This window comes from Niallia sp. Marseille-Q9988 (genome assembly GCF_976954375.1).
Map to the genome: position 1 here is coordinate 422,413 of NZ_CDRJSZ010000001.1, position 23,347 is coordinate 445,759.

23 protein-coding genes and 1 other annotated feature are annotated in these 23,347 nt (G+C 37.7%); all 23 genes read right to left on the reverse strand.

Annotation, left to right across the window (positions count from 1 at the left end):
• Positions 1-27: 27 nt before the first annotated feature.
• The 23 genes from rplC to cysE all read right to left on the reverse strand — a co-directional run bounded on the left by rplC (position 28) and on the right by cysE (position 23,186).
• Positions 28-654, reverse strand: a complete 627-nt coding sequence (gene rplC, locus ACWNMZ_RS02165; RefSeq protein WP_031537899.1) for a 50S ribosomal protein L3 — start codon at positions 652-654, stop codon at positions 28-30.
• Positions 655-693: 39 nt separating this feature from the next.
• Entirely contained in the window at positions 694-1,002 is a 309-nt protein-coding gene (gene rpsJ, locus ACWNMZ_RS02170) for a 30S ribosomal protein S10 (protein WP_009336571.1), read from the reverse strand.
• 557 nt (positions 1,003-1,559) lie between these two features.
• Positions 1,560-2,747 (reverse strand): elongation factor Tu, encoded by a 1,188-nt coding sequence (gene tuf / locus ACWNMZ_RS02175; RefSeq protein ID WP_031537897.1) that lies wholly within the window; start codon positions 2,745-2,747, stop codon positions 1,560-1,562.
• 118 nt (positions 2,748-2,865) lie between these two features.
• Positions 2,866-4,941 carry an elongation factor G gene (fusA, locus tag ACWNMZ_RS02180; RefSeq protein WP_031537896.1) on the reverse strand — a complete coding sequence of 692 codons (2,076 nt, stop codon included), beginning with the start codon at positions 4,939-4,941 and terminating at the stop codon, positions 2,866-2,868.
• Between the two features lie 47 nt (positions 4,942-4,988).
• Positions 4,989-5,459 carry a 30S ribosomal protein S7 gene (rpsG, locus tag ACWNMZ_RS02185; protein ID WP_031537895.1) on the reverse strand — a complete coding sequence of 157 codons (471 nt, stop codon included), beginning with the start codon at positions 5,457-5,459 and terminating at the stop codon, positions 4,989-4,991.
• A 40-nt stretch (positions 5,460-5,499) separates the two neighbouring features.
• A complete protein-coding gene (gene rpsL, locus ACWNMZ_RS02190; protein ID WP_016204553.1) occupies positions 5,500-5,922 on the reverse strand; it encodes a 30S ribosomal protein S12 in 423 nt (140 codons plus the stop codon).
• Between the two features lie 100 nt (positions 5,923-6,022).
• Positions 6,023-6,271 (reverse strand): 50S ribosomal protein L7ae-like protein, encoded by a 249-nt coding sequence (locus ACWNMZ_RS02195; RefSeq protein WP_031537894.1) that lies wholly within the window; start codon positions 6,269-6,271, stop codon positions 6,023-6,025.
• 212 nt (positions 6,272-6,483) lie between these two features.
• Positions 6,484-10,083, reverse strand: coding sequence for a DNA-directed RNA polymerase subunit beta' (gene rpoC / locus ACWNMZ_RS02200; protein WP_031537893.1), 3,600 nt, complete (start codon positions 10,081-10,083; stop codon positions 6,484-6,486).
• Between the two features lie 206 nt (positions 10,084-10,289).
• A complete protein-coding gene (rpoB, locus tag ACWNMZ_RS02205; protein WP_031537892.1) occupies positions 10,290-13,850 on the reverse strand; it encodes a DNA-directed RNA polymerase subunit beta in 3,561 nt (1,186 codons plus the stop codon).
• Positions 13,851-14,098: 248 nt separating this feature from the next.
• On the reverse strand, positions 14,099-14,704 hold the full coding sequence (locus ACWNMZ_RS02210) for a class I SAM-dependent methyltransferase (protein WP_031537891.1): 606 nt from the start codon (positions 14,702-14,704) through the stop codon (positions 14,099-14,101).
• Positions 14,705-14,987: 283 nt separating this feature from the next.
• The gene (gene rplL / locus ACWNMZ_RS02215) at positions 14,988-15,347 is read right to left on the reverse strand and encodes a 50S ribosomal protein L7/L12 (RefSeq protein WP_016204548.1); all 360 of its coding nucleotides are present in this window, start codon (positions 15,345-15,347) and stop codon (positions 14,988-14,990) included.
• A gap of 55 nt (positions 15,348-15,402) precedes the next feature.
• Positions 15,403-15,903 (reverse strand): 50S ribosomal protein L10, encoded by a 501-nt coding sequence (gene rplJ / locus ACWNMZ_RS02220; protein WP_251628849.1) that lies wholly within the window; start codon positions 15,901-15,903, stop codon positions 15,403-15,405.
• Positions 15,904-15,935: 32 nt separating this feature from the next.
• Positions 15,936-16,087 (reverse strand) — a sequence feature (ribosomal protein L10 leader region).
• 56 nt (positions 16,088-16,143) lie between these two features.
• Positions 16,144-16,833: a 50S ribosomal protein L1 gene (rplA, locus tag ACWNMZ_RS02225; RefSeq protein WP_031537889.1), complete on the reverse strand. Its 690-nt coding sequence runs from the start codon at positions 16,831-16,833 to the stop codon at positions 16,144-16,146.
• Between the two features lie 114 nt (positions 16,834-16,947).
• Complete coding sequence (rplK, locus tag ACWNMZ_RS02230; protein WP_031537888.1) at positions 16,948-17,373, reverse strand: 50S ribosomal protein L11; 426 nt, start codon at positions 17,371-17,373, stop codon at positions 16,948-16,950.
• A gap of 167 nt (positions 17,374-17,540) precedes the next feature.
• Positions 17,541-18,074, reverse strand: a complete 534-nt coding sequence (gene nusG / locus ACWNMZ_RS02235; protein ID WP_016204544.1) for a transcription termination/antitermination protein NusG — start codon at positions 18,072-18,074, stop codon at positions 17,541-17,543.
• Between the two features lie 171 nt (positions 18,075-18,245).
• Complete coding sequence (secE, locus tag ACWNMZ_RS02240; protein ID WP_031537887.1) at positions 18,246-18,428, reverse strand: preprotein translocase subunit SecE; 183 nt, start codon at positions 18,426-18,428, stop codon at positions 18,246-18,248.
• 47 nt (positions 18,429-18,475) lie between these two features.
• On the reverse strand, positions 18,476-18,619 hold the full coding sequence (rpmG, locus tag ACWNMZ_RS02245) for a 50S ribosomal protein L33 (protein ID WP_081836646.1): 144 nt from the start codon (positions 18,617-18,619) through the stop codon (positions 18,476-18,478).
• 107 nt (positions 18,620-18,726) lie between these two features.
• The gene (gene sigH, locus ACWNMZ_RS02250) at positions 18,727-19,386 is read right to left on the reverse strand and encodes an RNA polymerase sporulation sigma factor SigH (protein ID WP_048717910.1); all 660 of its coding nucleotides are present in this window, start codon (positions 19,384-19,386) and stop codon (positions 18,727-18,729) included.
• A 70-nt stretch (positions 19,387-19,456) separates the two neighbouring features.
• Entirely contained in the window at positions 19,457-19,966 is a 510-nt protein-coding gene (locus tag ACWNMZ_RS02255; protein WP_048717912.1) for an NYN domain-containing protein, read from the reverse strand.
• A gap of 2 nt (positions 19,967-19,968) precedes the next feature.
• Complete coding sequence (gene rlmB, locus ACWNMZ_RS02260) at positions 19,969-20,712, reverse strand: 23S rRNA (guanosine(2251)-2'-O)-methyltransferase RlmB (protein ID WP_048717913.1); 744 nt, start codon at positions 20,710-20,712, stop codon at positions 19,969-19,971.
• 12 nt (positions 20,713-20,724) lie between these two features.
• Positions 20,725-21,132 carry a Mini-ribonuclease 3 gene (locus ACWNMZ_RS02265; RefSeq protein ID WP_048717914.1) on the reverse strand — a complete coding sequence of 136 codons (408 nt, stop codon included), beginning with the start codon at positions 21,130-21,132 and terminating at the stop codon, positions 20,725-20,727.
• A gap of 3 nt (positions 21,133-21,135) precedes the next feature.
• Entirely contained in the window at positions 21,136-22,536 is a 1,401-nt protein-coding gene (gene cysS, locus ACWNMZ_RS02270) for a cysteine--tRNA ligase (protein ID WP_048717917.1), read from the reverse strand.
• A complete protein-coding gene (cysE, locus tag ACWNMZ_RS02275) occupies positions 22,536-23,186 on the reverse strand; it encodes a serine O-acetyltransferase (protein ID WP_048717919.1) in 651 nt (216 codons plus the stop codon). The genes cysS and cysE overlap by 1 nt, the downstream gene beginning before the upstream one ends.
• Positions 23,187-23,347 lie beyond the last annotated feature (161 nt).

The window sequence follows — 23,347 nt, forward strand, 5'->3', positions numbered from 1 at the left end:
CTTATTTCCTCCTTTCCAGATTAATAATTATGCTTTAACAGCAGTTTTGATTTTTAATAAAGCTTTTCTTGCTCCAGGTACATTACCTTTAATTAATAGAAGATTGCGTTCTGTATCTACTTTAACGATTTCTAAGTTTTGAACTGTGATTTGTTCTCCACCCATACGACCAGGTAATGCTTTCCCTTTAAATACACGGTTTGGTGCAACAGGTCCCATTGAACCTGGGCGACGATGATAACGAGATCCGTGAGCCATTGGTCCACGTGATTGTCCATGGCGCTTGATTGAACCTTGGAAACCTTTCCCTTTAGAGATACCTGTTACATCTACTACATCGCCTTCTGCGAAAATACTTACTTTGACTTCTTGACCAACCTCATACTCATCCACGCTAACATCTCTGAATTCACGAACGAAGCGCTTAGGAGCAGTACTTGCTTTAGCAACATGCCCTTGTTCAGGTTTATTAGCTAACTTTTCACGTTTGTTTTCAAAACCGATTTGAACTGCTGTATAGTCATCAGCTTCAACAGTTTTCTTTTGAAGAACAATATTCTCAGCAGCTTCAACTACTGTTACAGGGATAAGGTTGCCATTTTCAGCAAATACTTGAGTCATACCTATTTTTCTTCCTAAGATTCCTTTGGTCATTTAAGTCACACCTCCTGATAGTTTAAATGTTTATTTCAATTATAATTTAATTTCGATATCTACACCTGATGGTAAATCCAGACGCATTAGTGAATCAACTGTTTGTGGAGTTGGGTTCACGATGTCGATTAGACGTTTATGCGTACGCATTTCAAATTGTTCACGAGAATCTTTATATTTATGAACCGCACGTAGGATAGTGTATATAGACTTTTCTGTTGGTAACGGAATCGGTCCAGATACAGCAGCACCAGAACGTTTTGCAGTTTCAACGATTTTCTCTGCTGATTGATCTAAAATTCTATGATCATACGCTTTTAAACGAATACGAATTTTTTGTTTTGCCATTATTTTCCCTCCTTTTCGCCTATTTTAGAATAGACATTCTCCGCAGGAATTTCCCACACACTCGCCATGGCAAAGCGGCCGGGTGTGTCAGCAACCTCCCGCATCATCGCAGTCAAAGACCAACATTGTCTATTATACATAAAAACGCCTAGAAAAGCAACAACATTTATTATTTTTCTTTCGTTTTAGTACACTCAGATTATTATACATATTCTAAGCTGATATTTCAACCCAATGTACAATAGTCAGTCAATTAGACGCTAATGATCTTTCAATCGAACCAATCATTTTGCGACTTTTTTATTCTAACAAAAATGGATTGCTGTTTAAATAGAAAGATTATGGAAAATCTATTTCCTTCTATATAAATACTTTTATCTATTATAGCTAATTATTTCAATAGTAAACACTTATACTTATTATTACATTAAATACCTTTCATTCTAATAAAGGAGTTGTTTAACTTACTTATTTGATCCTAGTATTCTTTTCATAGATTACTTACTTTTAAGCACAAAAAAACAAGCTGACGAATCAGCTTGTTTTTTTAAATGTTATTACTCAACGATAGTAGCAACTACACCAGCGCCTACTGTACGTCCACCTTCACGGATTGAGAATTTAGTTCCTTCTTCAATAGCGATAGAAGAAATTAATTCAACATCCATTTCGATGTTATCGCCAGGCATAACCATTTCTACACCTTCAGGTAAGTTACAAATACCAGTTACGTCAGTTGTACGGAAGTAGAACTGAGGACGGTAGTTTGTGAAGAATGGAGTATGACGTCCACCTTCTTCTTTTGATAATACGTAAACTTCAGCTTTGAATTTTACGTGTGGAGTAATAGTACCTGGTTTTGCTAATACTTGACCACGTTGGATATCTTCACGAGCAACCCCACGAAGAAGTGCACCGATGTTATCTCCAGCTTCAGCATAATCAAGTAATTTACGGAACATTTCAACACCAGTTACAGTAGTTGATTTTTTTTCTTCAGCTAAACCGATGATGTCTACAACGTCACCAACTTTAACTTGTCCACGCTCAACACGACCAGTAGCAACTGTACCACGACCAGTGATAGAGAATACATCCTCAACTGGCATCATGAATGGTTTGTCAGTATCACGAGTTGGTGTTGGGATATATTCGTCAACTGCAGCCATAAGCTCAGTGATTTTTTCTTCCCAAGCAGCTTCACCTTCAAGAGCTTTAAGAGCTGAACCTTTGATTACAGGAATATCATCACCAGGGAATTCATATTCTGATAATAGGTCACGTACTTCCATTTCTACTAATTCTAATAGTTCTTCATCATCAACCATATCACATTTGTTTAAGAATACTACTAAGTGAGGTACACCAACTTGACGAGAAAGAAGGATGTGCTCACGAGTTTGTGGCATAGGACCATCAGTAGCTGATACTACTAAGATACCGCCATCCATTTGAGCAGCACCAGTGATCATGTTTTTAACATAGTCAGCATGTCCTGGGCAGTCAACGTGTGCATAGTGACGAGTAGCTGTTTCATACTCAACGTGTGCAGTTGAGATTGTAATTCCACGCTCGCGCTCTTCTGGAGCAGCGTCGATTTGATCATATCCGCGTGCTTCACCGCCACCCACTTTAGAAAGTACAGTTGTGATAGCAGCTGTTAATGTAGTTTTACCATGGTCAACGTGACCAATAGTTCCAATATTTACGTGTGGCTTAGAACGATCGTATTTAGCTTTTGCCATTAGGAAAATCCTCCTTTGATTTTAAAAAAATTAAGTATTTTTATAGAGCTGTGAATATTCATCACAGCTTTATTGCTTACATAGTAGTTATACTTCATTAAAAAGGTAAAATCAACAATTACCCTTTATTTTTTTTGATGATCTCTTCAGAGATTGATTTTGGTACTTCTTCATAATGATCGAACACCATTGAGAATACCCCACGACCTTGCGTGCTTGAACGTAATGTCGTAGCATAACCAAACATTTCAGAAAGTGGAACCATTGCACGAACTACTTGTGCGTTACCACGAGCTTCCATACCTTCAACACGTCCACGACGTGAAGTAATGTTACCCATGATATCACCCATGTATTCTTCCGGAATGATAACTTCTACTTTCATAACAGGCTCAAGAATTACAGGATTACATTTAGATGCTGCATTTTTCAATGCCATTGAAGCAGCGATTTTGAACGCCATTTCAGATGAGTCAACATCATGGTATGATCCATCAAATAATTTAGCTTTGATATCTACCAATGGATAACCAGCAAGTACTCCTCTTTGTAATGCATCTTCTAGACCAGCTTGAACTGGAGCAATGTATTCACGAGGAACAACACCACCGACGATAGCATTTTCAAATTCGAATCCTTTACCTTCTTCGTTTGGTGCAAACTCAATCCAAACGTGACCATATTGTCCACGACCACCAGATTGACGAGTGAATTTCCCTTCAACTGCTGCAGAAGAACGGAATGTTTCACGGTAAGCAACCTGAGGAGCACCAACATTAGCCTCAACCTTGAATTCACGACGCATACGGTCTACAAGAATATCTAAGTGAAGTTCACCCATACCTGCAATGATAACCTGACCAGTTTCCTGGTTAGTATGTGCACGGAATGTTGGATCTTCTTCTTGTAATTTTTGTAGAGCAGTTGTCATTTTGTCTTGGTCAGCTTTTGATTTTGGCTCGATAGACAATTCGATAACTGGTTCTGGGAATTCCATGGACTCTAAGATTACTAAATCTTTTTCATCACATAGAGTATCTCCAGTTGTAGTATCTTTTAAACCTACAGCTGCTGCGATATCACCAGCATATACTTCTGTAATCTCTTGACGGCTGTTTGCATGCATCTGTAGGATACGTCCTACACGCTCACGTTTGCCTTTTGTAGAGTTTTGTACATATGAACCTGAGCTCAATGTACCAGAATATACACGGAAAAATGTCAGTTTACCAACAAATGGGTCTGTCATTACTTTAAACGCAAGAGCTGCAAATGGTTCATCATCACTTGAATGCTTTTCAATTACTTCATCAGAATCAGGAGCTGTACCTTTAATTGCAGGTACATCTAATGGTGATGGTAAGTACTCGATTACAGCATCAAGCATTTTTTGAACACCTTTGTTTTTGAAAGCAGATCCACAGATTACTGGATAGAATTCAACGTTAACTGTACCTTTACGGATAGCAGCCTTTAACTCATCAGTAGTGATTTCTTCACCACCAAGATATTTTTCCATAAGTTCTTCATCAAGTTCAGCTACTGCTTCAACCAATTTCTCATGGTATTCATCAGCTAACTCTTTGTACTCTTCTGGAATTTCACGTTCTTGAATATCTGTACCAAGGTCATTTCCGTAGAAAGTCGCTTTCATTTCAACTAAATCAATGATACCTTCGAATTGATCTTCAGCACCAATCGGTAGTTGGATTGCATGAGCGTTTGCTTGTAAACGATCATGTAAAGTTTTTAATGAATAAAGGAAGTCTGCCCCAATTTTATCCATTTTGTTTACGAATACTACACGAGGTACACCGTAAGTTGTTGCTTGACGCCAAACTGTTTCTGTTTGTGGCTCAACACCTGATTGAGCATCAAGTACTGCAACAGCACCATCAAGTACACGTAGAGAACGTTCAACTTCAACTGTGAAGTCTACGTGCCCTGGAGTATCGATAATGTTTACACGGTTACCTTTCCATTGTGCAGTTGTTGCAGCTGATGTAATGGTAATTCCACGCTCTTGTTCTTGCTCCATCCAGTCCATTTGAGATGCACCTTCGTGAGTTTCACCAATTTTGTGGATACGACCAGTGTAATAAAGTACACGCTCAGTTGTAGTCGTTTTACCAGCATCGATATGTGCCATGATACCAATATTACGAGTGTTTTCTAAGGAGAACTCTCTTGCCATTTGGTCTTTCTCCTTTCATATTGAAAGTATTTTTATGAATTATAATCTTACCAACGATAGTGAGCAAACGCTTTGTTTGCTTCAGCCATTTTGTGTGTATCTTCACGCTTTTTCACAGATGCACCAGTGTTGTTTGCTGCATCTAGGATTTCGTTAGCTAGTCTCTCTTCCATTGTTTTCTCACCGCGAAGACGAGCATAGTTAACTAACCAGCGAAGACCTAAAGTTGTACGTCTTTCAGGACGAACCTCCACTGGAACTTGATAGTTAGAACCACCAACACGGCGTGCTCTTACTTCAAGAACTGGCATGATATTCTTTAATGCTTGATCAAATACTTCAATCGCTTCTTTTCCAGAACGCTCAGCAACGATTTCGAATGCTGAATATAGAATAGCTTGTGCTTTTCCTCTTTTACCATCGATCATCATTTTATTGATTAAACGAGATACAAGCTTAGAATTGTATATCGGATCTGGTAACACGTCTCTTTTTGCTACAGGACCTTTACGTGGCATTTGATTTCCTCCTTTCAATTATGCTATAAAATCAAATTTATTATTTTTTAGCTGCTTTTGGTTTTTTAGTACCGTATTTAGAACGACCTTGCATACGGTTGTTAACACCAGCAGTATCTAGAGCACCGCGTACGATATGATAACGTACCCCCGGTAAGTCTTTTACACGTCCTCCACGGATTAGTACAACACTGTGTTCTTGTAGGTTGTGACCAATACCAGGAATGTATGCTGTTACTTCGATACCATTTGTTAAACGAACACGTGCATATTTACGTAATGCAGAGTTTGGTTTTTTCGGTGTCATTGTACCAACACGAGTACATACCCCACGTTTTTGAGGTGAAGATACGTTTGTTTGTGCTTTTTTGAAACTGTTATAACCTTTGTTTAACGCAGGAGACTTCGACTTCTCTTCAGCAGATTGACGAGGTTTGCGTACTAATTGGTTAATTGTAGGCATTTCTTTTTCCTCCCTTCCTTTATGTTTGAAGCCCACACATCCAGGTGGTTCATATTAGGGCAAAAACAAAGTTTTCATGGTATTTTCCATAAAAACAGTTTTAATTAATTATGGCAACAGTTGCTGCGCCTACTTCTATTCCACATGATTCGCCTAGCTTCTTCATGGATTCAACAAGTATAATGGGAACATTAACTTCTTTGGCTATTTCAGATACTTTTCTAATTAATATTGGATCAGCATCTTCAGCAACAATAACCTCTGTCGCTATTCCTTTTTTTAACGCTTTTACTGTTTGCTTTGTTCCTACTACTATCTTACTTGCCTGTAGTACTTTTTCATAAGACATTTTTATATCCTCCAAAGCAACAGGTGAAATAGGAGCACCTTTGATATAGTATCATCTATAAAATTAGATGTCAATTATTTTCCTGAAAAACTTTAATAGATATTCCTAAAAGTTATGGTTTACGAGGATTATCGACTCTTTCCTAAATGATAGAATCGATAATCCTCGTATTAACCACTTTCTTTTTTCTAAAATAAATGCTTTATCGCTAATTACTCTACAGTAATTGACTCTTCTGTTAGTTCTTCTGCTGTAATAGGTTCAGCATGTCTGTATCTTGGCATACCAGTTCCAGCTGGAACTAATTTACCAATAATTACATTCTCTTTTAATCCTAGTAATTCATCACGTTTTCCTTTAATAGCAGCATCTGTCAGAACTCTTGTAGTTTCTTGGAACGATGCAGCCGATAAGAATGAATCAGTTTCAAGAGATGCTTTTGTAATACCAAGCAATACTGGTCTACCTGTTGCTGGAAGCTTACCTTCTCTTAAAGCTTTTGCGTTAGCATCAGTAAATTGGTGAATATCTAATAGTGTACCTGGTAATACATCTGTCTCACCAGCATCCACTACTCTGATTTTACGTAACATTTGGCGAACCATTACTTCTACGTGTTTATCCCCAATTTCTACCCCTTGCATACGATATACTTTTTGTACTTCGCGAAGTAGATACTCTTGTACTGCTGTAACGTTTTTCACTTTAATTAATTCTTTCGGATCAATAGAACCCTCTGTTAATTCTTGTCCTTGTTCTACAACATCATCGATCTTAACTTTCAATCTTGCTGTGTAAGGAGCAGTATATGTTCTAGTTTCTAATTCACCTTGAACAACAATTTCATGTTGACGGTCTCTGCCTTCATTGATACCAACAATTACCCCTGCCATTTCAGTAATAACTGCTTGCCCTTTTGGATTACGAGCTTCAAATATCTCCTGAATACGAGGTAAACCTTGTGTGATATCGTCCCCTGCAACTCCACCTGTATGGAATGTACGCATTGTTAACTGTGTACCTGGTTCCCCGATAGATTGTGCCGCTATAATACCAACAGCTTCTCCTACTTCCACCTCTTGGCCTGTTGCTAGGTTGCGACCATAACATTTTTTACATACACCATGACGTGTATTACATGTAAATGCAGAACGAATCCATACTTCTTCGATATTCGCCTCTACAATTTCTACTGCTAAGTCTTCTGTGATAAGTCCATTTTCAGGAACAATAACTTCATTCGTTTCTGGATGTTTAATTGATTTTCTTGCATATCTACCAATTAAACGCTCATCAAGAGATTCGATAATTTCTGTACCCTCTTTAAGAGCAGCAACTAACAATCCTCTATCTGTGCCGCAATCATCTTCGCGTACAATGACATCTTGTGCTACATCTACTAGACGACGAGTTAAGTAACCAGAGTCTGCTGTTTTTAACGCTGTATCAGCAAGACCTTTACGTGCTCCGTGAGTAGAGATAAAGTACTCTAATACCGTTAATCCTTCACGGAAACTTGAAATAATCGGTAACTCAATAATTCTACCAGCCGGGTTGGCCATCAAACCACGCATACCAGCAAGCTGTGTAAAGTTAGATGCGTTACCACGGGCACCAGAGTCACTCATCATAAAGATAGGATTTCGTTTATCTAAGGATTTCATTAGCTTCGCTTGAATTGTATCTTTCGCTGCGCTCCAGATAGAAATTACGCGATCATAACGCTCTTCCTCTGTGATTAATCCACGTCTAAATTGCTTCATGACATTATCGACTTTACCTTGTGCTTCATCGATAATTTCTTGTTTTTCACCTAATACAACGATGTCGGCCACACCAACAGTAATACCAGCTTTGGTAGAATGCTTAAATCCTAGATCCTTCATTCTATCCAACATCTTAGAAGTTTCCGTAATCTTGAAACGTTTAAATACTTCAGCGATTATATTCCCTAAAATTTTCTTTTTAAACGGTTCTATGATTGGCAACTCTTTAATAGCAGCTGGCACATCTACACCTGGCTCTACAAAGTATCGTTCAGGAGTTTTTTCTTCTAAGTTTGTTTTAGTTGGTTCGTTAATATACGGGAAAGATTTTGGTAAAATTTCATTGAATACTAGCTTACCAACAGTTGTTAATAACAATTGCTTATTTTGCTCTTCCGTGAATGTTTCATTGTTTAAAGAGGTAGCGCGTACTGCTACACGTGTGTGTAAATGTACATAACCATTTTGATATGCCAAAACAGCTTCGTTCGTATCATTGAAGATCATACCTTCTCCAACTGCACCTTCACGTTCTAATGTTAGATAATAGTTTCCTAATACCATATCCTGAGAAGGAGTAACAACTGGTTTACCATCTTTAGGGTTCAAGATGTTTTGAGCTGCAAGCATAAGTAAACGAGCTTCCGCTTGAGCTTCAGAAGATAAAGGAACGTGAACAGCCATTTGGTCTCCGTCAAAGTCAGCGTTGTATGCTGTACATACTAGCGGATGAAGACGAATCGCACGGCCTTCTACTAAAGTTGGTTCAAACGCTTGGATTCCCAATCTATGTAGAGTTGGGGCACGGTTAAGCAATACTGGATGCTCTTTAATTACTTCTTCAAGCACATCCCACACTTCAGGCTGAAGTCTTTCGATTTTTCTCTTTGCAGATTTAATATTATGAGCAATTCCTTTTTCTACTAACTCTTTCATTACAAAAGGCTTAAACAATTCAATTGCCATTTCTCTAGGAAGGCCACATTGATACATCTTTAAGTTAGGACCAACGACAATAACAGAACGTCCAGAATAGTCAACACGTTTTCCTAATAAGTTTTGACGGAAACGTCCTTGCTTCCCTTTTAGCATGTGAGATAGAGATTTAAGCGGTCTGTTACCAGGACCAGTTACCGGACGTCCACGACGACCATTATCGATTAACGCATCAACAGCTTCTTGAAGCATACGTTTTTCGTTTTGAACGATAATGCTTGGTGCTCCTAAATCTAATAATCTTTTTAAACGGTTATTACGGTTAATAACACGACGATATAAATCATTTAAGTCAGATGTTGCAAAACGTCCACCATCCAATTGAACCATTGGACGCAATTCTGGAGGAATTACTGGAAGTACATCAAGAATCATCCAAGAAGGCTCATTACCAGAACCACGGAACGCTTCTAATACTTCTAGTCTTTTAATGGCACGAGTTCTTCTTTGACCTTGCGCAGTTTTCAATTCTTCTTTTAGTGCATCTACATCTTTATTTAAATCAATATCAGATAGTAGCTTTTTGATTGCTTCAGCTCCCATAGAAGCTTGGAATTTCACACCATATTTATCGCGGTATGCTCTATATTCCTTTTCAGATAGAAGTTGTTTTTTCTCTAAAGCAGTATCGCCTGGATCTGTTACTACATAAGAAGCAAAATAAATAACTTCTTCCAATGCACGTGGAGACATATCTAAAACAAGTCCCATACGGCTAGGGATTCCTTTAAAATACCAAATATGTGAAACTGGAGCTGCTAATTCGATGTGACCCATACGCTCACGACGAACTTTTGCACGAGTAACTTCCACTCCACATCGATCACAAACTACGCCTTTATATCTAACACGCTTGTATTTACCACAGTGACATTCCCAGTCTTTTGTAGGACCAAAAATACGCTCACAGAACAAGCCATCTTTTTCCGGTTTTAAAGTACGATAGTTAATTGTTTCTGGCTTTTTGACTTCACCAAATGACCAAGAACGGATTTTGTCTGGTGAAGCTAGACCTATTTTCATATATTCAAAATTATTAACATCCAACAAGGGTCCTACCTCCCTTTCGATCTTCAGGCTTTTGCCTTACTTAGAACTTCTTAAAAACATTTATAATCAAAGACAGGCCGTCACAAAAGGGTCTGACCTCACGTGAATAATCTATTTATAAAAGATATAAAAGGATCTTCTATCTAGATGTCTTCGTAGTGGAGTCTGACCCTTTCGTTTTTAGACAGGCCATGTACATTACTTTATTATTCTTGCATGCCTACCTTTTCTGACTCAGGCTCTTGCGTTTCCGAAACAATAGTTAGAGATTCTGCTTGATGAATATCATCATCATCGTCTGTGTCTCTCATTTCGATTTCTTCTTCTGTGCTAGATAAGATTTTTACATCTAGCCCTAAGCTTTGTAGCTCTTTCATTAACACGCGGAATGATTCTGGCACACCTGGTTCTGGAACGTTCTCTCCTTTAACAATTGCTTCATATGTTTTCACACGACCAACAACATCATCTGATTTAACAGTAAGAATTTCTTGTAAAGTATAAGCTGCTCCATAAGCTTCAAGCGCCCAAACCTCCATCTCTCCAAAACGCTGACCACCAAATTGAGCTTTTCCTCCTAGTGGTTGTTGCGTTACTAAAGAATATGGTCCAGTAGAACGAGCATGTAGTTTATCATCAACCATGTGGGCAAGTTTAATCATATACATAACACCAACGGATACACGGTTATCAAAAGGTTCACCTGAACGTCCGTCATATAGTACTGTTTTCGCATCTTGTGCCATTCCAGCTTCTCTAATTGTTTCCCATACGTCTTCCTCACGAGCACCATCAAATACAGGGGATGCAACATGGATGTTCAGGCTTCTGGCAGCCATTCCAAGATGCAATTCTAATACTTGACCGATGTTCATACGTGATGGAACACCTAGTGGGTTTAACATGATATCAACTGGTGTTCCGTCTGGTAAATATGGCATATCTTCTTCAGGTAAAATACGGGAGATAACCCCTTTGTTACCGTGACGCCCAGCCATCTTATCGCCTTCATGGATTTTACGTTTTTGAACAATATATACACGTACCAATTGGTTAACGCCTGGTGGCAATTCGTCTCCATCTTCTCTATTGAAGACTTTAACATCATGAACTATACCGCCACCGCCATGCGGAACACGTAAGCTTGTATCACGAACTTCACGAGCCTTTTCACCAAAAATAGCATGTAATAAACGTTCTTCAGCTGTTAATTCTGTTACCCCTTTAGGTGTAACTTTACCAACTAGTAAATCTCCATCTTTCACTTCTGCACCGATGCGAATAATACCGCGATCATCTAAGTTGCGTAATGCATCTTCCCCGACATTCGGGATATCACGTGTAATTTCTTCCGGCCCTAACTTTGTATCACGAGATTCTGATTCATATTCTTCAATATGAATAGAAGTATATACATCATCTTTTACTAAGCGTTCGCTCATGATAATAGCATCCTCGTAGTTGTATCCGTCCCATGTCATAAAGGCAACTAATACGTTACGACCAAGTGCTAATTCACCAAGCTCCATAGAAGGTCCATCTGCTAGAACTTCCCCTTTTGTTACTTTGTTTCCAACAGCAACAATTGGGCGTTGGTTATAGCATGTACCTTGGTTTGAACGAACAAATTTAAGCATTTTATATTTATCAAGATTTCCTTTAACCTCTTGACCATCTACTTCCGAAATACGTCTAACCCAAACTTCACGTGCTTCTACATGTTCAACAATACCAGGATGCTTACAGATAACCGCTGCACCAGAGTCTTTTCCTGAAACGTACTCCATTCCAGTTCCTACTCTTGGAGCTTCTGGTTGCATTAAAGGTACTGCTTGACGTTGCATGTTCGCACCCATCAAGGCACGGTTAGAGTCATCGTTTTCTAAGAATGGGATACATGCTGTCGCAGCAGATACAACCTGCTTTGGAGAAACGTCCATATAGTCTATACGCTCACGCTTAACAACAACGTTCTCATCACGGAAACGTGCAACTACATCTTCATCTAAGAAAGAACCATCTTCTCCTAAACGAGAGTTTGCTTGGGCAACAACGTAGTTATCTTGTTCATCAGCAGTTAAATAATCAATTCTTGATGATACTTTACCTGTTTCAGGATCAACACGTCGATATGGTGTTTCAATAAACCCGAATCTATTCACTTTTGCATAAGAAGATAAAGAGTTAATCAAACCAATATTTGGTCCCTCAGGTGTTTCAATCGGACACATACGGCCATAGTGAGAATAGTGAACGTCACGAACTTCCATTCCTGCGCGTTCTCTTGTTAAACCACCAGGTCCTAAGGCAGAAAGACGACGTTTATGGGTCAATTCAGCCAATGGATTTGTTTGGTCCATAAATTGAGAAAGCTGAGAGCTTCCAAAGAATTCTTTAATGGATGCAATAACAGGTCTAATGTTGATTAGTTGTTGCGGCGTAATCGTATTCGTATCTTGAATAGACATTCTTTCGCGAACAACACGCTCCATTCTAGATAAACCAATACGGAATTGGTTTTGTAACAATTCACCTACAGAGCGTAAACGTCTGTTACCTAAATGGTCAATATCATCTGTTAAACCAACACCATGTAATAAGTTAAAGAAATAACTGATGGAAGCAATAATATCTGCAGGAGAGATGTTTTTCACAGCTTCTTCTACATATGCATTACTAATAACATTAATTTCTTTATCTCCCTCATCCAATGGTGAGTAAATTTTTACCGATTGAACAACAACATCATCCTCTAAAACACCACCATAAGGGCTTAGTTTTTTAAATCCGATATTGTTTTCTAGATTTGGAATAATACGATCAAGTGCACGGCGATCTAGAAGTGTTCCTTTTTCAGCAATGATTTCTCCTGTTTCAGGGTCCACTAGTGTTTCTGCCAGGCGTTGACCAAACAATCTATTTTTTATATGAAGCTTTTTATTAATTTTATAGCGTCCTACATTTGCAAGATCATATCTTTTTGGATCAAAGAATCTTGATACCAATAGACTTTTTGCGTTTTCAACAGTAGGCGGTTCACCAGGACGCAGACGCTCATAAATTTCTAGTAGCGCTTTGTCTGTTCCTTCAGTGTTATCCTTTTCTAAAGTATTGCGTAAATATTCGTTGTCACCAATCAGTTCAAGAATCTCCTGATCAGAACCGAATCCTAATGCACGCAACAGAACAGTAACCGGAAGTTTACGTGTACGGTCAATACGTACATATACAACATCCTTTGCATCTGTTTCATACTCTAGCCATGCTCCACGGTTAGGAATAACCGTTGCGGTAAATCCTTTTTTCCCGTTTTTATCGAGTTTCCCATTATAATATACACTTGGAGAACGTACTAACTGAGAAACGATAACACGTTCCGCACCATTAATAACAAAAGTACCAGTTTCAGTCATAAGCGGGAAATCACCCATGAATACATCTTGGTCTTTTACTTCTCCTGTTTCTTTATTCACAAGACGGACCTTCACACGCAAAGGTGCAGAATATGTAACATCTCGCTCTTTCGATTCTTCCACTGAATACTTAGGATCACCTAAGCTGTAATCAATGAAATCAAGTGATAAATTGCCAGTAAAATCTTCAATAGGTGAAATGTCCTGGAACATTTCTCGCAATCCCTCATCTAAAAACCATTGATAGGAAGAGGTTTGGATTTCAATAAGATTTGGTAATTCTAAAACCTCACTAATACGTGCGTAGCTTCTCCGCTGGCGGTGTCGTCCATACTGAACAAGTTGACCTGTCAACTGATTCACCCCTCAAATCAAACGTTATAGTACATCTATTAACATCTTATAAAATAGGCTTAAAAGCCTGTTTTTATAAGACAAAAAGAAAAAGGGTTTTCCAATCAAAAAACCACATTTTCATATTTCTAATATTATTCTGTTAGTTTTTCCTTCTTACACCAATTTTATACAATAAGATGGATAAAATTGTGAGTTTCAGAAAAATATTATATTGGCATTATACAATGCTATCACAACAAAAAGGACTAGTCAATCTTTTTTGCTTGAATTATAAAATACCCTTTTTTCTTTTCTACTATATTTACCTCTTTAAAAAACGCTTCTAACTTTGCAATCGCCGATGGAGCTCCTTGCTTCTTTTGAATCACTACCCAAAGCTCACCATTTGCTGCTAAATGTTCATAGCTTTGTTCAAAAATATCATGGACTACTTTTTTTCCTGCTCTAATCGGAGGATTTGTTAAGATAGACGCAAACTTAGTCCCTTTCACATCAAGAAGTCGATCACTTTCATAAATTTGAACATTTTCAATACTATTTTGTTGCGCATTTTCTTGTGCTAATTCAATCGCTCTTAAATTAACATCTACCATATGAACCATTCTATCTGGATTTGCTTTTGCAATAGAAAGACCTAATGGACCATAACCACAACCCACATCTAAAATATCTCCATCTATTTTTGGAAATGTATAGGTTTCAATTAATAGCCTAGAGCCAAAATCAACTTCTCTTTTGGAGAAAACCCCATTATCTGTTTTAAAACGTATTGTATTACCTTTAAGTGTAAAATTCCAGTAATTTGGATCGCTATTTACATTCTGGGTTCGGGAATAATAATGTTCTGTCATACGAACACCTCCTTAGGAGAATTTATATAAGGAAGACTACTTGAGGATTAATTGCAAAGCAAGCTATTCTTGCAATGAATTAAAAAAAGCGTAGATGACTTTTAAGCTATCACATACAGTTAGCTGACCCCACCAAATCTTCTCACATAATTAACCTAACAAAAGATGGTTTCAAAAAAAGCCATTTCCTACTGGACTGATTGTAACTAGATGCTTCTTAAGCCTCATACACTTTAGGAAAAAAAAGCCCGCTATTATAGCGAGCTTCTTTTTTTAACTAACATTACTTAACTTCAACGTTAGCTCCAACTTCTTCAAGTTTAGCTTTGATTTCTTCAGCTTCTTCTTTAGAAGCTCCTTCTTTAACTGCTTTTGGAGTGTTGTCAACAAGTTCTTTTGCTTCTTTAAGACCAAGACCTGTGATTTCACGTACAACTTTGATAACTTTGATTTTTTGATCTCCAGCAGATGCAAGAACTACATCAAACTCAGTTTTTTCTGCAGCAGCTTCTCCGCCACCTGCAACTACAGCTACAGGAGCTGCAGCAGTTACTCCAAATTCTTCTTCAATTGCTTTTACTAAATCGTTTAATTCTAAAACAGTCATATTTTTAACTGCTTCTAAGATTTGTTCTTTAGACATTATATTTTTCCTCCTTGTATTTTGGGTTTTTTATGATACGTTTCCGTATTAAATATTAAGCGCCTTGTTCTTCTTTTTGATCTGCAACTGCTTTTGTAGCAAGAGCAAGGTTGCGGATTGGTGCTTGAAGAACGCTGAGTAACATAGAAAGTAAACCTTCGCGTGATGGAAGTTCAGCAAGAGCTTTCACTTCTTCAACTGTTGCTAAGTTTCCTTCGATTACTCCTGCTTTAATTTCTAACGCTTCGTGTTTTTTTGCGAAGTCGTTTAAAATTTTTGCTGGTGCAACAACATCCTCTGTACTGAACGCAATAGCGTTAGGACCAGTTAGAGATTCGTTTAAACCTGCTAATTCAACAGATTCTGCAGCACGGCGAGTTAAAGAGTTTTTGAAAACTTTGAACTCTACTCCTGCTTCACGAAGTTGTTTACGAAGTTCAGTTACTTCTGAAACAGTCAAACCACGGTAGTCAACAACGATTGTTGATTTACTCGCTTTGAATTTTTCAGCAATATCAGATACTACTTGTTTCTTTTGTTCGATTACGCTGCTCATCTTTACACCTCCTGTAGAATTTCTACATTTATACCGACAAATAAAATCCTCCATATCATTTAGACATGGAGGTGTATACAATAGTCGTTCTCACAACTGATCAAATAATCTATCGTATTACCTCGGCAGGACATTAAGCTAAAATTTTAGCACCTACTGTCTACGGTACAAATGTTATTTATTTTTTCAACAAGATGAAGTATATGATATCCATCTCATTTTGTCAAATACCAATTTTTATCAAACAGTAGAAGGATCTACTTTTACGCCAGGACCCATTGTTGAAGTAACAGAAACGTTCTTCATGTAAGTTCCTTTTGCAGCTGCTGGTTTTGCTTTTGACATTGTATCAAAGATAGTTTGGAAGTTTTCAACTAGTTTAGCATCATCAAATGATACTTTACCGATTGGAACATGTACGTTACCAGCTTTATCTACACGGTATTCTACTTTACCAGCCTTAATTTCGTTAACTGCTTTCGTTACATCAAATGTAACTGTTCCAGTTTTAGGGTTTGGCATTAAACCTTTAGGTCCTAATACACGACCAAGTTTACCAACTTCACCCATCATGTCTGGTGTTGCAACGATTACGTCGAAATCAAACCAACCTTGTTGGATTTTATTTATATATTCAGCATCGCCTACATAGTCTGCTCCTGCTGCTTCAGCTTCTTTTAATTTTTCACCTTTAGCGAAAACTAAAACGCGTTGAGTTTTACCAGTTCCGTTTGGAAGAACTACTGCTCCACGGATTTGTTGGTCAGCTTTCTTAGGGTCAACGCCTAGACGGAAAGCAACCTCAACAGATGCATCAAATTTTGTAGTGCTAGTTTTTCTTACTAATTCAATTGCTTCTTGAATTGGGTAAGCTTTAGTACGATCAACAAGTTTGATAGCTTCTAAATACTTCTTACCTTTTTTAGCCATAACTTTATTTCCTCCTTGAATTGTGGTTTTAGCGGAATTACCTCCCACGAATAAAGGTTGCGACTAAAGATTTACCGTCGTCACAACCTTAATCAACACTAACCATATATAGGTTTAGTCTTCAATAACAATACCCATGCTGCGGGCAGTACCTTCAACCATGCGCATAGCGGATTCAACGCTAGCTGCATTTAGATCGGGCATTTTTGTTTCAGCAATCTCGCGTACTTTATCACGCTTAACAGTTGCTACTTTATTACGATTTGGTTCACCAGAACCAGACTCGATACCAGCTGCTTTTTTAAGTAAAACTGCAGCAGGTGGAGTTTTTGTAATAAATGTAAATGAACGGTCTTCGAAAACCGTAATCTCAACAGGAATTATTAAACCAGCTTGTTCAGCTGTACGAGCGTTAAACTCCTTACAGAATCCCATGATGTTTACGCCAGCTTGACCCAATGCAGGACCAACTGGTGGTGCCGGATTCGCTTTAGCTGCTGGGATTTGCAATTTAACAACTTTAATTACTTTTTTAGCCACGAGACACACCTCCTTAAAGTCCGTGATGTGGTAATAGGGGTTTCCCCTCCCACTCAACTTTTCGTCTTTATATGAAATAAAGAAATTTGACAATATCCTATCTCTTTATGAGATATACTGACCTATGAAATAGTAACACTTTTTTAATATCATTTCAAGTTTTCTAGTTAAAATTTTTCAATTTGTGTAAAATCGAGTTCCACAGGGGTATCTCTTCCAAACATATTTACTAGTACTTTAACCTTTGCCTTATCCTTATCAATTTCCTCAACAGTCCCAGTAAAGTTAGCAAATGGACCTTCATTCACCTTCACTGTTTCCCCTAATTCGAACTCAATTTCAATTCTTTGTTCCTCGACACCCATTCTCTTCAGAATCACTTGGACTTCTTCCGGCAAAAGCGGAGTTGGTTTCGAGCCCGATCCAGCAGAGCCTACGAACCCAGTTACACCAGGGGTATTACGAACTACATACCAAGAATCATCTGTCATAACAATTTCTACCAACACATAACCTGGGAAAACTTTTCTTTTTACTACTTTTGTTTTACCATTTCTAATATCGGTTTCTTCTTCTTCAGGTACCACAACGCGGAAAATTTTATCTTGCATCGCCATTGTTTCTACCCTTTTTTCTAAATTGGCTTTCACCTTATTTTCATATCCGGAGTACGTATGCACTACATACCAGTTTTTTTCCATAAAAGAGGACTACTTCGTCCGTCCCTCCCTGTAACTTTATTTTTTCGTGCTGTTTTTTTATAGTATCTGTAAGGAACAATTCATTTATTTTTCAGCAAATGAAAAAACCCGTTACCGGGCTTTTGTAAATGTTTCCTATCGTTTTACCATTATACCATGAGTAGACAACTGTTATTCAAGTATTAAACGAATAAGTTCAGAAATTCCTAAATCAACAACCGCAAAGAAGATAGCAAAAAAGACAACAGTTACAAGAACTGTGAGCGTATAATTAGTTAACTCTTTCTTTCTTGGCCAACTAACCTTTCTTAACTCTCTACCAACTTCGCGAAAATACTTAACAGCACTTTGCATTTTGTTACCTCCATCTTTAAGTGCGGGTAATTTATTCTAAAAAATCGTTATTTTGTTTCTTTATGAACGGTGTGAGCATTACAATTTTGACAAAATTTCTTTATCTCCAAACGGTCTGTTCCATTGTTACTCACAGTAGAATAATTTCTTGACCCACATTTTTCACATGCTAACACAAGCTTTTTTCTCATTTCACATTACACCTACTACGTCCTTTATATCTTCTCAAACTGTATCATGGACACGCATAAGATGTCAATATCAGTAAATATTTGCTATTTCAAAAAAACATTGATGCTTAAAGCGAAAATTCTCTTATTTCTAAATATCGCTCTAACTTTCTCTTCACTCGTTGTAGAGCATTATCAATAGACTTTACATGTCTATTTAATTCTTCAGAAATTTCCTGATAAGATTGACCATCAAGATATAGAGACAATACTTTTCTTTCTAAATCACTCAATAATTCAGACATTTTTATCTCGATATGATCATATTCTTCCTGATTAATGATTAATTCTTCTGGATCAAGAACCTTTGCACCAGATATAATATCCATTAATGTTCGATCAGATTCTTCATCATAGATAGGCTTGTCCAAAGAAACATAAGAATTTAAAGGAATATGCTTTTGCCTAGTTGCCGTTTTAATAGCAGTTATAATCTGGCGTGTTATACATAGTTCTGCAAAAGCTTTAAATGAGGAGAGTTTGTCCTCTTTAAAGTCACGAATCGCCTTATAAAGACCAATCATTCCTTCTTGTACAATATCTTCTTTGTCTGCTCCGATTAAGAAATAGGATCTGGCTTTAGCTCGCACAAAGTTACGATACTTTTGAATTAAGTAATCTAAAGCATCACTTTCCCCTTTGTGCACCAATTCCACTAACACTTCATCTTCAAGTTCCATATAATTTCTAATATATTCGTTACTCTTAGTCCAGTTGTCAGTACTCATACAGATCCCCCCGACCGTGCAATCATGGATAAATCCATTATACTCTAGCTTTTTTTTGAGCGTCAACAACTCATTTCTCTCCACGGCGCCATTTTTCGAAAATTTCTTCTATTTCTCTCGAAAGCGGAATCTTAGCAACAGGCTTTTTTTCTTTTATTTTTTTTACTTTTTTCCCTATTTCCTGCTCCATGCCACCCATCTCTATCCACAATTCCCGGGCTGATTTTCGCAGGGCACCTTGTCCAAAAATCGCCCACTGTTCCGTAAAATCTGATGTCGCAACATGTATTTGTGTTTTTCTGTTATTTAGCTCAATAGCAAGCTTTTCAATCCGTTCATCAGCTGTTTCGTTTTCCCGAGTAAAAATGACTTCCACCTTGTAATCTTTATACTTTTTCTCTGTCCCCTTCACATAATAGGCATCAAATACAACTATTACTCGATATCCTGAATATCCCTGATACTCCGCCATTTTACTAACCAAAGCATCCCTTGCTGCTGCAAGATCTTTATGTTTTAGCGCATTTAATTCTGGCCAAGCTCCAATAATGTTATATCCATCGACGATAAGAATATCCATTTTTATCCCTCAAGTGGATGGCGTTTCCGATATACCTCATACATTAAAAGTGCGGCTGCAACAGAAGCATTTAACGAAGTGACAGCTCCAGCCATAGGTAAATGAATAAGGAAATCACATTTATCCTTAATCAGCCTTCCCATGCCTTTTCCTTCACTACCAATCACTAATCCTAATGGCATCGTTCCATCGAATCTCCGATAATCTTCACTTCCTTTTGCATCTGTTCCTGCAATCCATATTCCTCTCGTCTTAAGTTCCTCTATCGTCCTTGCCATATTTGTCACACGTACAACAGGAATATGCTCAATAGCACCTGTGGAAGCTTTGGCTACAGTTGCCGTTAAACCTACTGCCCGTCTCCGAGGAATAATAATGCCGTGCGCACCTACTGCATCAGCCGTTCTCATGATAGATCCTAAATTATGCGGATCCTCAATTTCATCAAGCAACAAGAAAAAGGGTGTTTCTTGCTTCTTTTCTGCTAATGCAAACAAATCATCTATTTCTGCATACTGATAGGCAGCCACTTGCGCTACAACCCCTTGATGATTCGCATCTACCAAGCTATCTAATTTTTTTTTGGGAACGAATTGAACGAGTACATTTTCCTGTTTAGCTAAACCGATTACTGTTTGCATTTGGCCCTTTTGGGATCCTTCGGCAATAAGTATTTTATTTACATCTCTTTCTGATTTTAATGCTTCAATTACTGCATTTTTTCCAACAATAAAGTCACTAGACACTTTTTGCTCCTCCTATTTGCTTTCAATGATAGAAAAAGCCGCTTGGATTATTTCCTCAAGTCGCTCTTCTTTCATCGCTAAATATAAATATCCTAATACCGCTTCAAAACCAGTACTATATCGATATGTCTGTACATCCGTATTTTTAGGGACCGTACCCGATTTTGCATTTCTTCCCCTCTTTAATACTGCTATTTCCTCTTCCGAAAAAAATTCCTTTTCAAGGAGGTGATGCACTACTTTTGCCTGTCCTTTAGCTGATACATATCTGGTAGCTTCCCTATGAAGCTGATTTGGCTTCACTTTTCCGCTATATAACAAATGTCTTCTTACATATATTTCAAGAACAGCATCACCCATATAGGCAAGGGCAAGGCTGTTCAATTGCTTTTCATCTACTTTTTTTTCATAGAGAAGCATCTTTTACCCTCTTTTCCATCGTATACCTTGTGCTGTGTCCTCTAAAATGATATTCATTGCCTTTAATTGATCTCTAATTTGATCAGCAAGGGCAAAATTTCTATCCTTTCTTGCTTGTGTTCTTTTTTCAATCAGTGCTTCTATTTCTTCATCTAATAATTCCTCATCAAGAGATAGGGATAGACCAAGCACTCCAAATAATTCTTCAAATTCATTCATAAAAGCATGAATAACAGCAGGTGATGTTGTCTTTTCAAGTAGGTAATAGTTTGCTTGCTTCGATAATTCAAATAGAACAGATATTCCGTTCGCTGTATTAAAATCATCATCCATACTTTCAACAAATTGTTTTCGAAGATCAGCAATTTTAGCAATCCATTCGTCATTTGTATCAGTAAGATCTGTACTTGCTGTACTGCGATGCTTTAAGTTTTCATAAGAAGTCCGAATTCTTTCTAAACCAGCTCTTGTCTTTTCCAATACCTCTTCACTATAGTTAATTGGATTGCGATAATGAACAGATAGCATAAAGAATCTTAACACTTGTGGATCATGAATTTTAATAATATCGTTTACCGTAATAAAATTCCCAAGCGACTTAGACATCTTCTCATTATCAATATTAATATATCCATTATGCATCCAATAATTAGCAAAAGTCTTTCCAGTTAATGCTTCAGACTGAGCAATTTCATTTTCGTGATGGGGAAATGCCAAATCCTGCCCGCCTGCATGGATATCAATGGTATCACCCAAATATTTGCGGACCATTGCAGAGCATTCGATATGCCACCCCGGACGCCCTTGCCCCCAAGGACTTTCCCAGAAAATCTCTCCATCTTTCGCCTTCTTCCATAGAGCGAAATCTAATGAATCTTGTTTTTTCTCTCCTACTGCAATTCTAGCACCTGAGCGCAGTTCATCAATGGATTGATGAGAGAGCTTACCATATCCATTAAAAGCTCTTGTATGATAATAGACATCACCTTCTGACTCATAGGCAATGCCCTTTTCAATTAATGCAGCAATAAAATCGATAATAATATCCATATTCTCTGTTACACGGGGATGCGAATCAGCTTTTTTGCAGCCCAATGCGGAAACATCCTCAAAGTATGCATGGATAAAGCGGTCAGCAATAACCGGTACTGTTTCTCCAAGTTCATTTGCTGCTTTAATCAATTTATCATCCACATCAGTGAAGTTGGATACGTATTGTACATCATAACCACGGAATTCTAGATAGCGACGAACTGTGTCAAAAATAATAGCAGGACGAGCATTACCAATATGGATATAATTATAGACTGTTGGTCCACACACATACATTTTTACCTTTCCCTCTTCAAGTGGAACAAAGTCCTCCTTTACTCTTGATAAAGTGTTATATATTTGAATAGACATTACTTATAACTCCTTTCATCCTGTAATTCTTTTAGTTGTTCTTTTAATTGAGTAATTTCCATTTCCATTTCTTTTAGTCGATCAGCAACTGGATCTGGTAAATCACAATGATTTAAGTCTTTCTTTATTTTAATACCATCTTGTACCTTTACTCTCCCCGGAATACCTACAACCGTTGAATTTGCTGGTACGTCTCTAAGCACAACGGAACCAGCACCGATTTTCGCATTTTCCCCAATAACAATTGATCCTAATACTTTGGCTCCGGAGGCAATCAGCGCATTATCCTTAACAGTCGGATGTCTTTTTCCTTTTTCTTTCCCTGTTCCCCCAAGCGTTACTCCCTGAAAAATGGTGACATTATCCCCAATTTCACACGTCTCCCCTATGACAACGCCCATTCCGTGATCAATAAATAGTCGATTTCCGATCTTTGCTCCTGGGTGTATTTCAATACCTGTCAAAAAGCGGCAAAATTGTGAGATGACCCTAGCTAGGAAGAACCTTTTATGTCTATATAAAAAATGAGCAATTCGATGAAACCATATGGCATGCAACCCTGAGTAGGTTAAGATAACCTCTATTGAGCTTCTTGCAGCAGGATCTTGTTCAAACACAACTGCAACATCCTCTTTTATGCGCCGAAACATACTAATCTCCCCCCATTTGCAACTATATTCTGCTTTCTAACAGTCATACTCCTTAAAAATGGATCGTTGTTCTTTCGCTTCATTTCCTAAAATAATTATTTTTATGCAAAAGATACATCAGTTTAATACCATTATTGTTAATATAAAATTAGAACTTAGAA

What these genes read in the sequence shown, in the direction of transcription:
- cysS (WP_048717917.1), bottom strand. Translation starts at nt 22,536, where the DNA reads ATGTCTATTCAAATATATAACACTTTATCAAGAGTAAAGGAGGACTTT.
- rplA (WP_031537889.1), bottom strand. Translation starts at nt 16,833, where the DNA reads ATGGCTAAAAAAGGTAAGAAGTATTTAGAAGCTATCAAACTTGTTGAT.
- rpsJ (WP_009336571.1), bottom strand. Translation starts at nt 1,002, where the DNA reads ATGGCAAAACAAAAAATTCGTATTCGTTTAAAAGCGTATGATCATAGA.
- ACWNMZ_RS02265 (WP_048717914.1), bottom strand. Translation starts at nt 21,132, where the DNA reads ATGCTTCTCTATGAAAAAAAAGTAGATGAAAAGCAATTGAACAGCCTT.
- tuf (WP_031537897.1), bottom strand. Translation starts at nt 2,747, where the DNA reads ATGGCAAAAGCTAAATACGATCGTTCTAAGCCACACGTAAATATTGGA.
- sigH (WP_048717910.1), bottom strand. Translation starts at nt 19,386, where the DNA reads ATGAGTACTGACAACTGGACTAAGAGTAACGAATATATTAGAAATTAT.
- rpsG (WP_031537895.1), bottom strand. Translation starts at nt 5,459, where the DNA reads ATGCCACGTAAAGGTCCTGTAGCAAAAAGAGACGTGTTACCAGATCCG.
- rplC (WP_031537899.1), bottom strand. Translation starts at nt 654, where the DNA reads ATGACCAAAGGAATCTTAGGAAGAAAAATAGGTATGACTCAAGTATTT.
- ACWNMZ_RS02255 (WP_048717912.1), bottom strand. Translation starts at nt 19,966, where the DNA reads ATGGATATTCTTATCGTCGATGGATATAACATTATTGGAGCTTGGCCA.
- secE (WP_031537887.1), bottom strand. Translation starts at nt 18,428, where the DNA reads ATGCAAAGTGCTGTTAAGTATTTTCGCGAAGTTGGTAGAGAGTTAAGA.
- nusG (WP_016204544.1), bottom strand. Translation starts at nt 18,074, where the DNA reads ATGGAAAAAAACTGGTATGTAGTGCATACGTACTCCGGATATGAAAAT.
- rpmG (WP_081836646.1), bottom strand. Translation starts at nt 18,619, where the DNA reads ATGAGAAAAAAGCTTGTGTTAGCATGTGAAAAATGTGGGTCAAGAAAT.
- rpsL (WP_016204553.1), bottom strand. Translation starts at nt 5,922, where the DNA reads ATGCCTACAATTAACCAATTAGTACGCAAACCTCGTCAATCTGCTGAA.
- rplJ (WP_251628849.1), bottom strand. Translation starts at nt 15,903, where the DNA reads ATGAGCAGCGTAATCGAACAAAAGAAACAAGTAGTATCTGATATTGCT.
- rplL (WP_016204548.1), bottom strand. Translation starts at nt 15,347, where the DNA reads ATGTCTAAAGAACAAATCTTAGAAGCAGTTAAAAATATGACTGTTTTA.
- ACWNMZ_RS02195 (WP_031537894.1), bottom strand. Translation starts at nt 6,271, where the DNA reads ATGTCTTATGAAAAAGTACTACAGGCAAGTAAGATAGTAGTAGGAACA.
- cysE (WP_048717919.1), bottom strand. Translation starts at nt 23,186, where the DNA reads ATGTTTCGGCGCATAAAAGAGGATGTTGCAGTTGTGTTTGAACAAGAT.
- fusA (WP_031537896.1), bottom strand. Translation starts at nt 4,941, where the DNA reads ATGGCAAGAGAGTTCTCCTTAGAAAACACTCGTAATATTGGTATCATG.
- ACWNMZ_RS02210 (WP_031537891.1), bottom strand. Translation starts at nt 14,704, where the DNA reads ATGACAGAACATTATTATTCCCGAACCCAGAATGTAAATAGCGATCCA.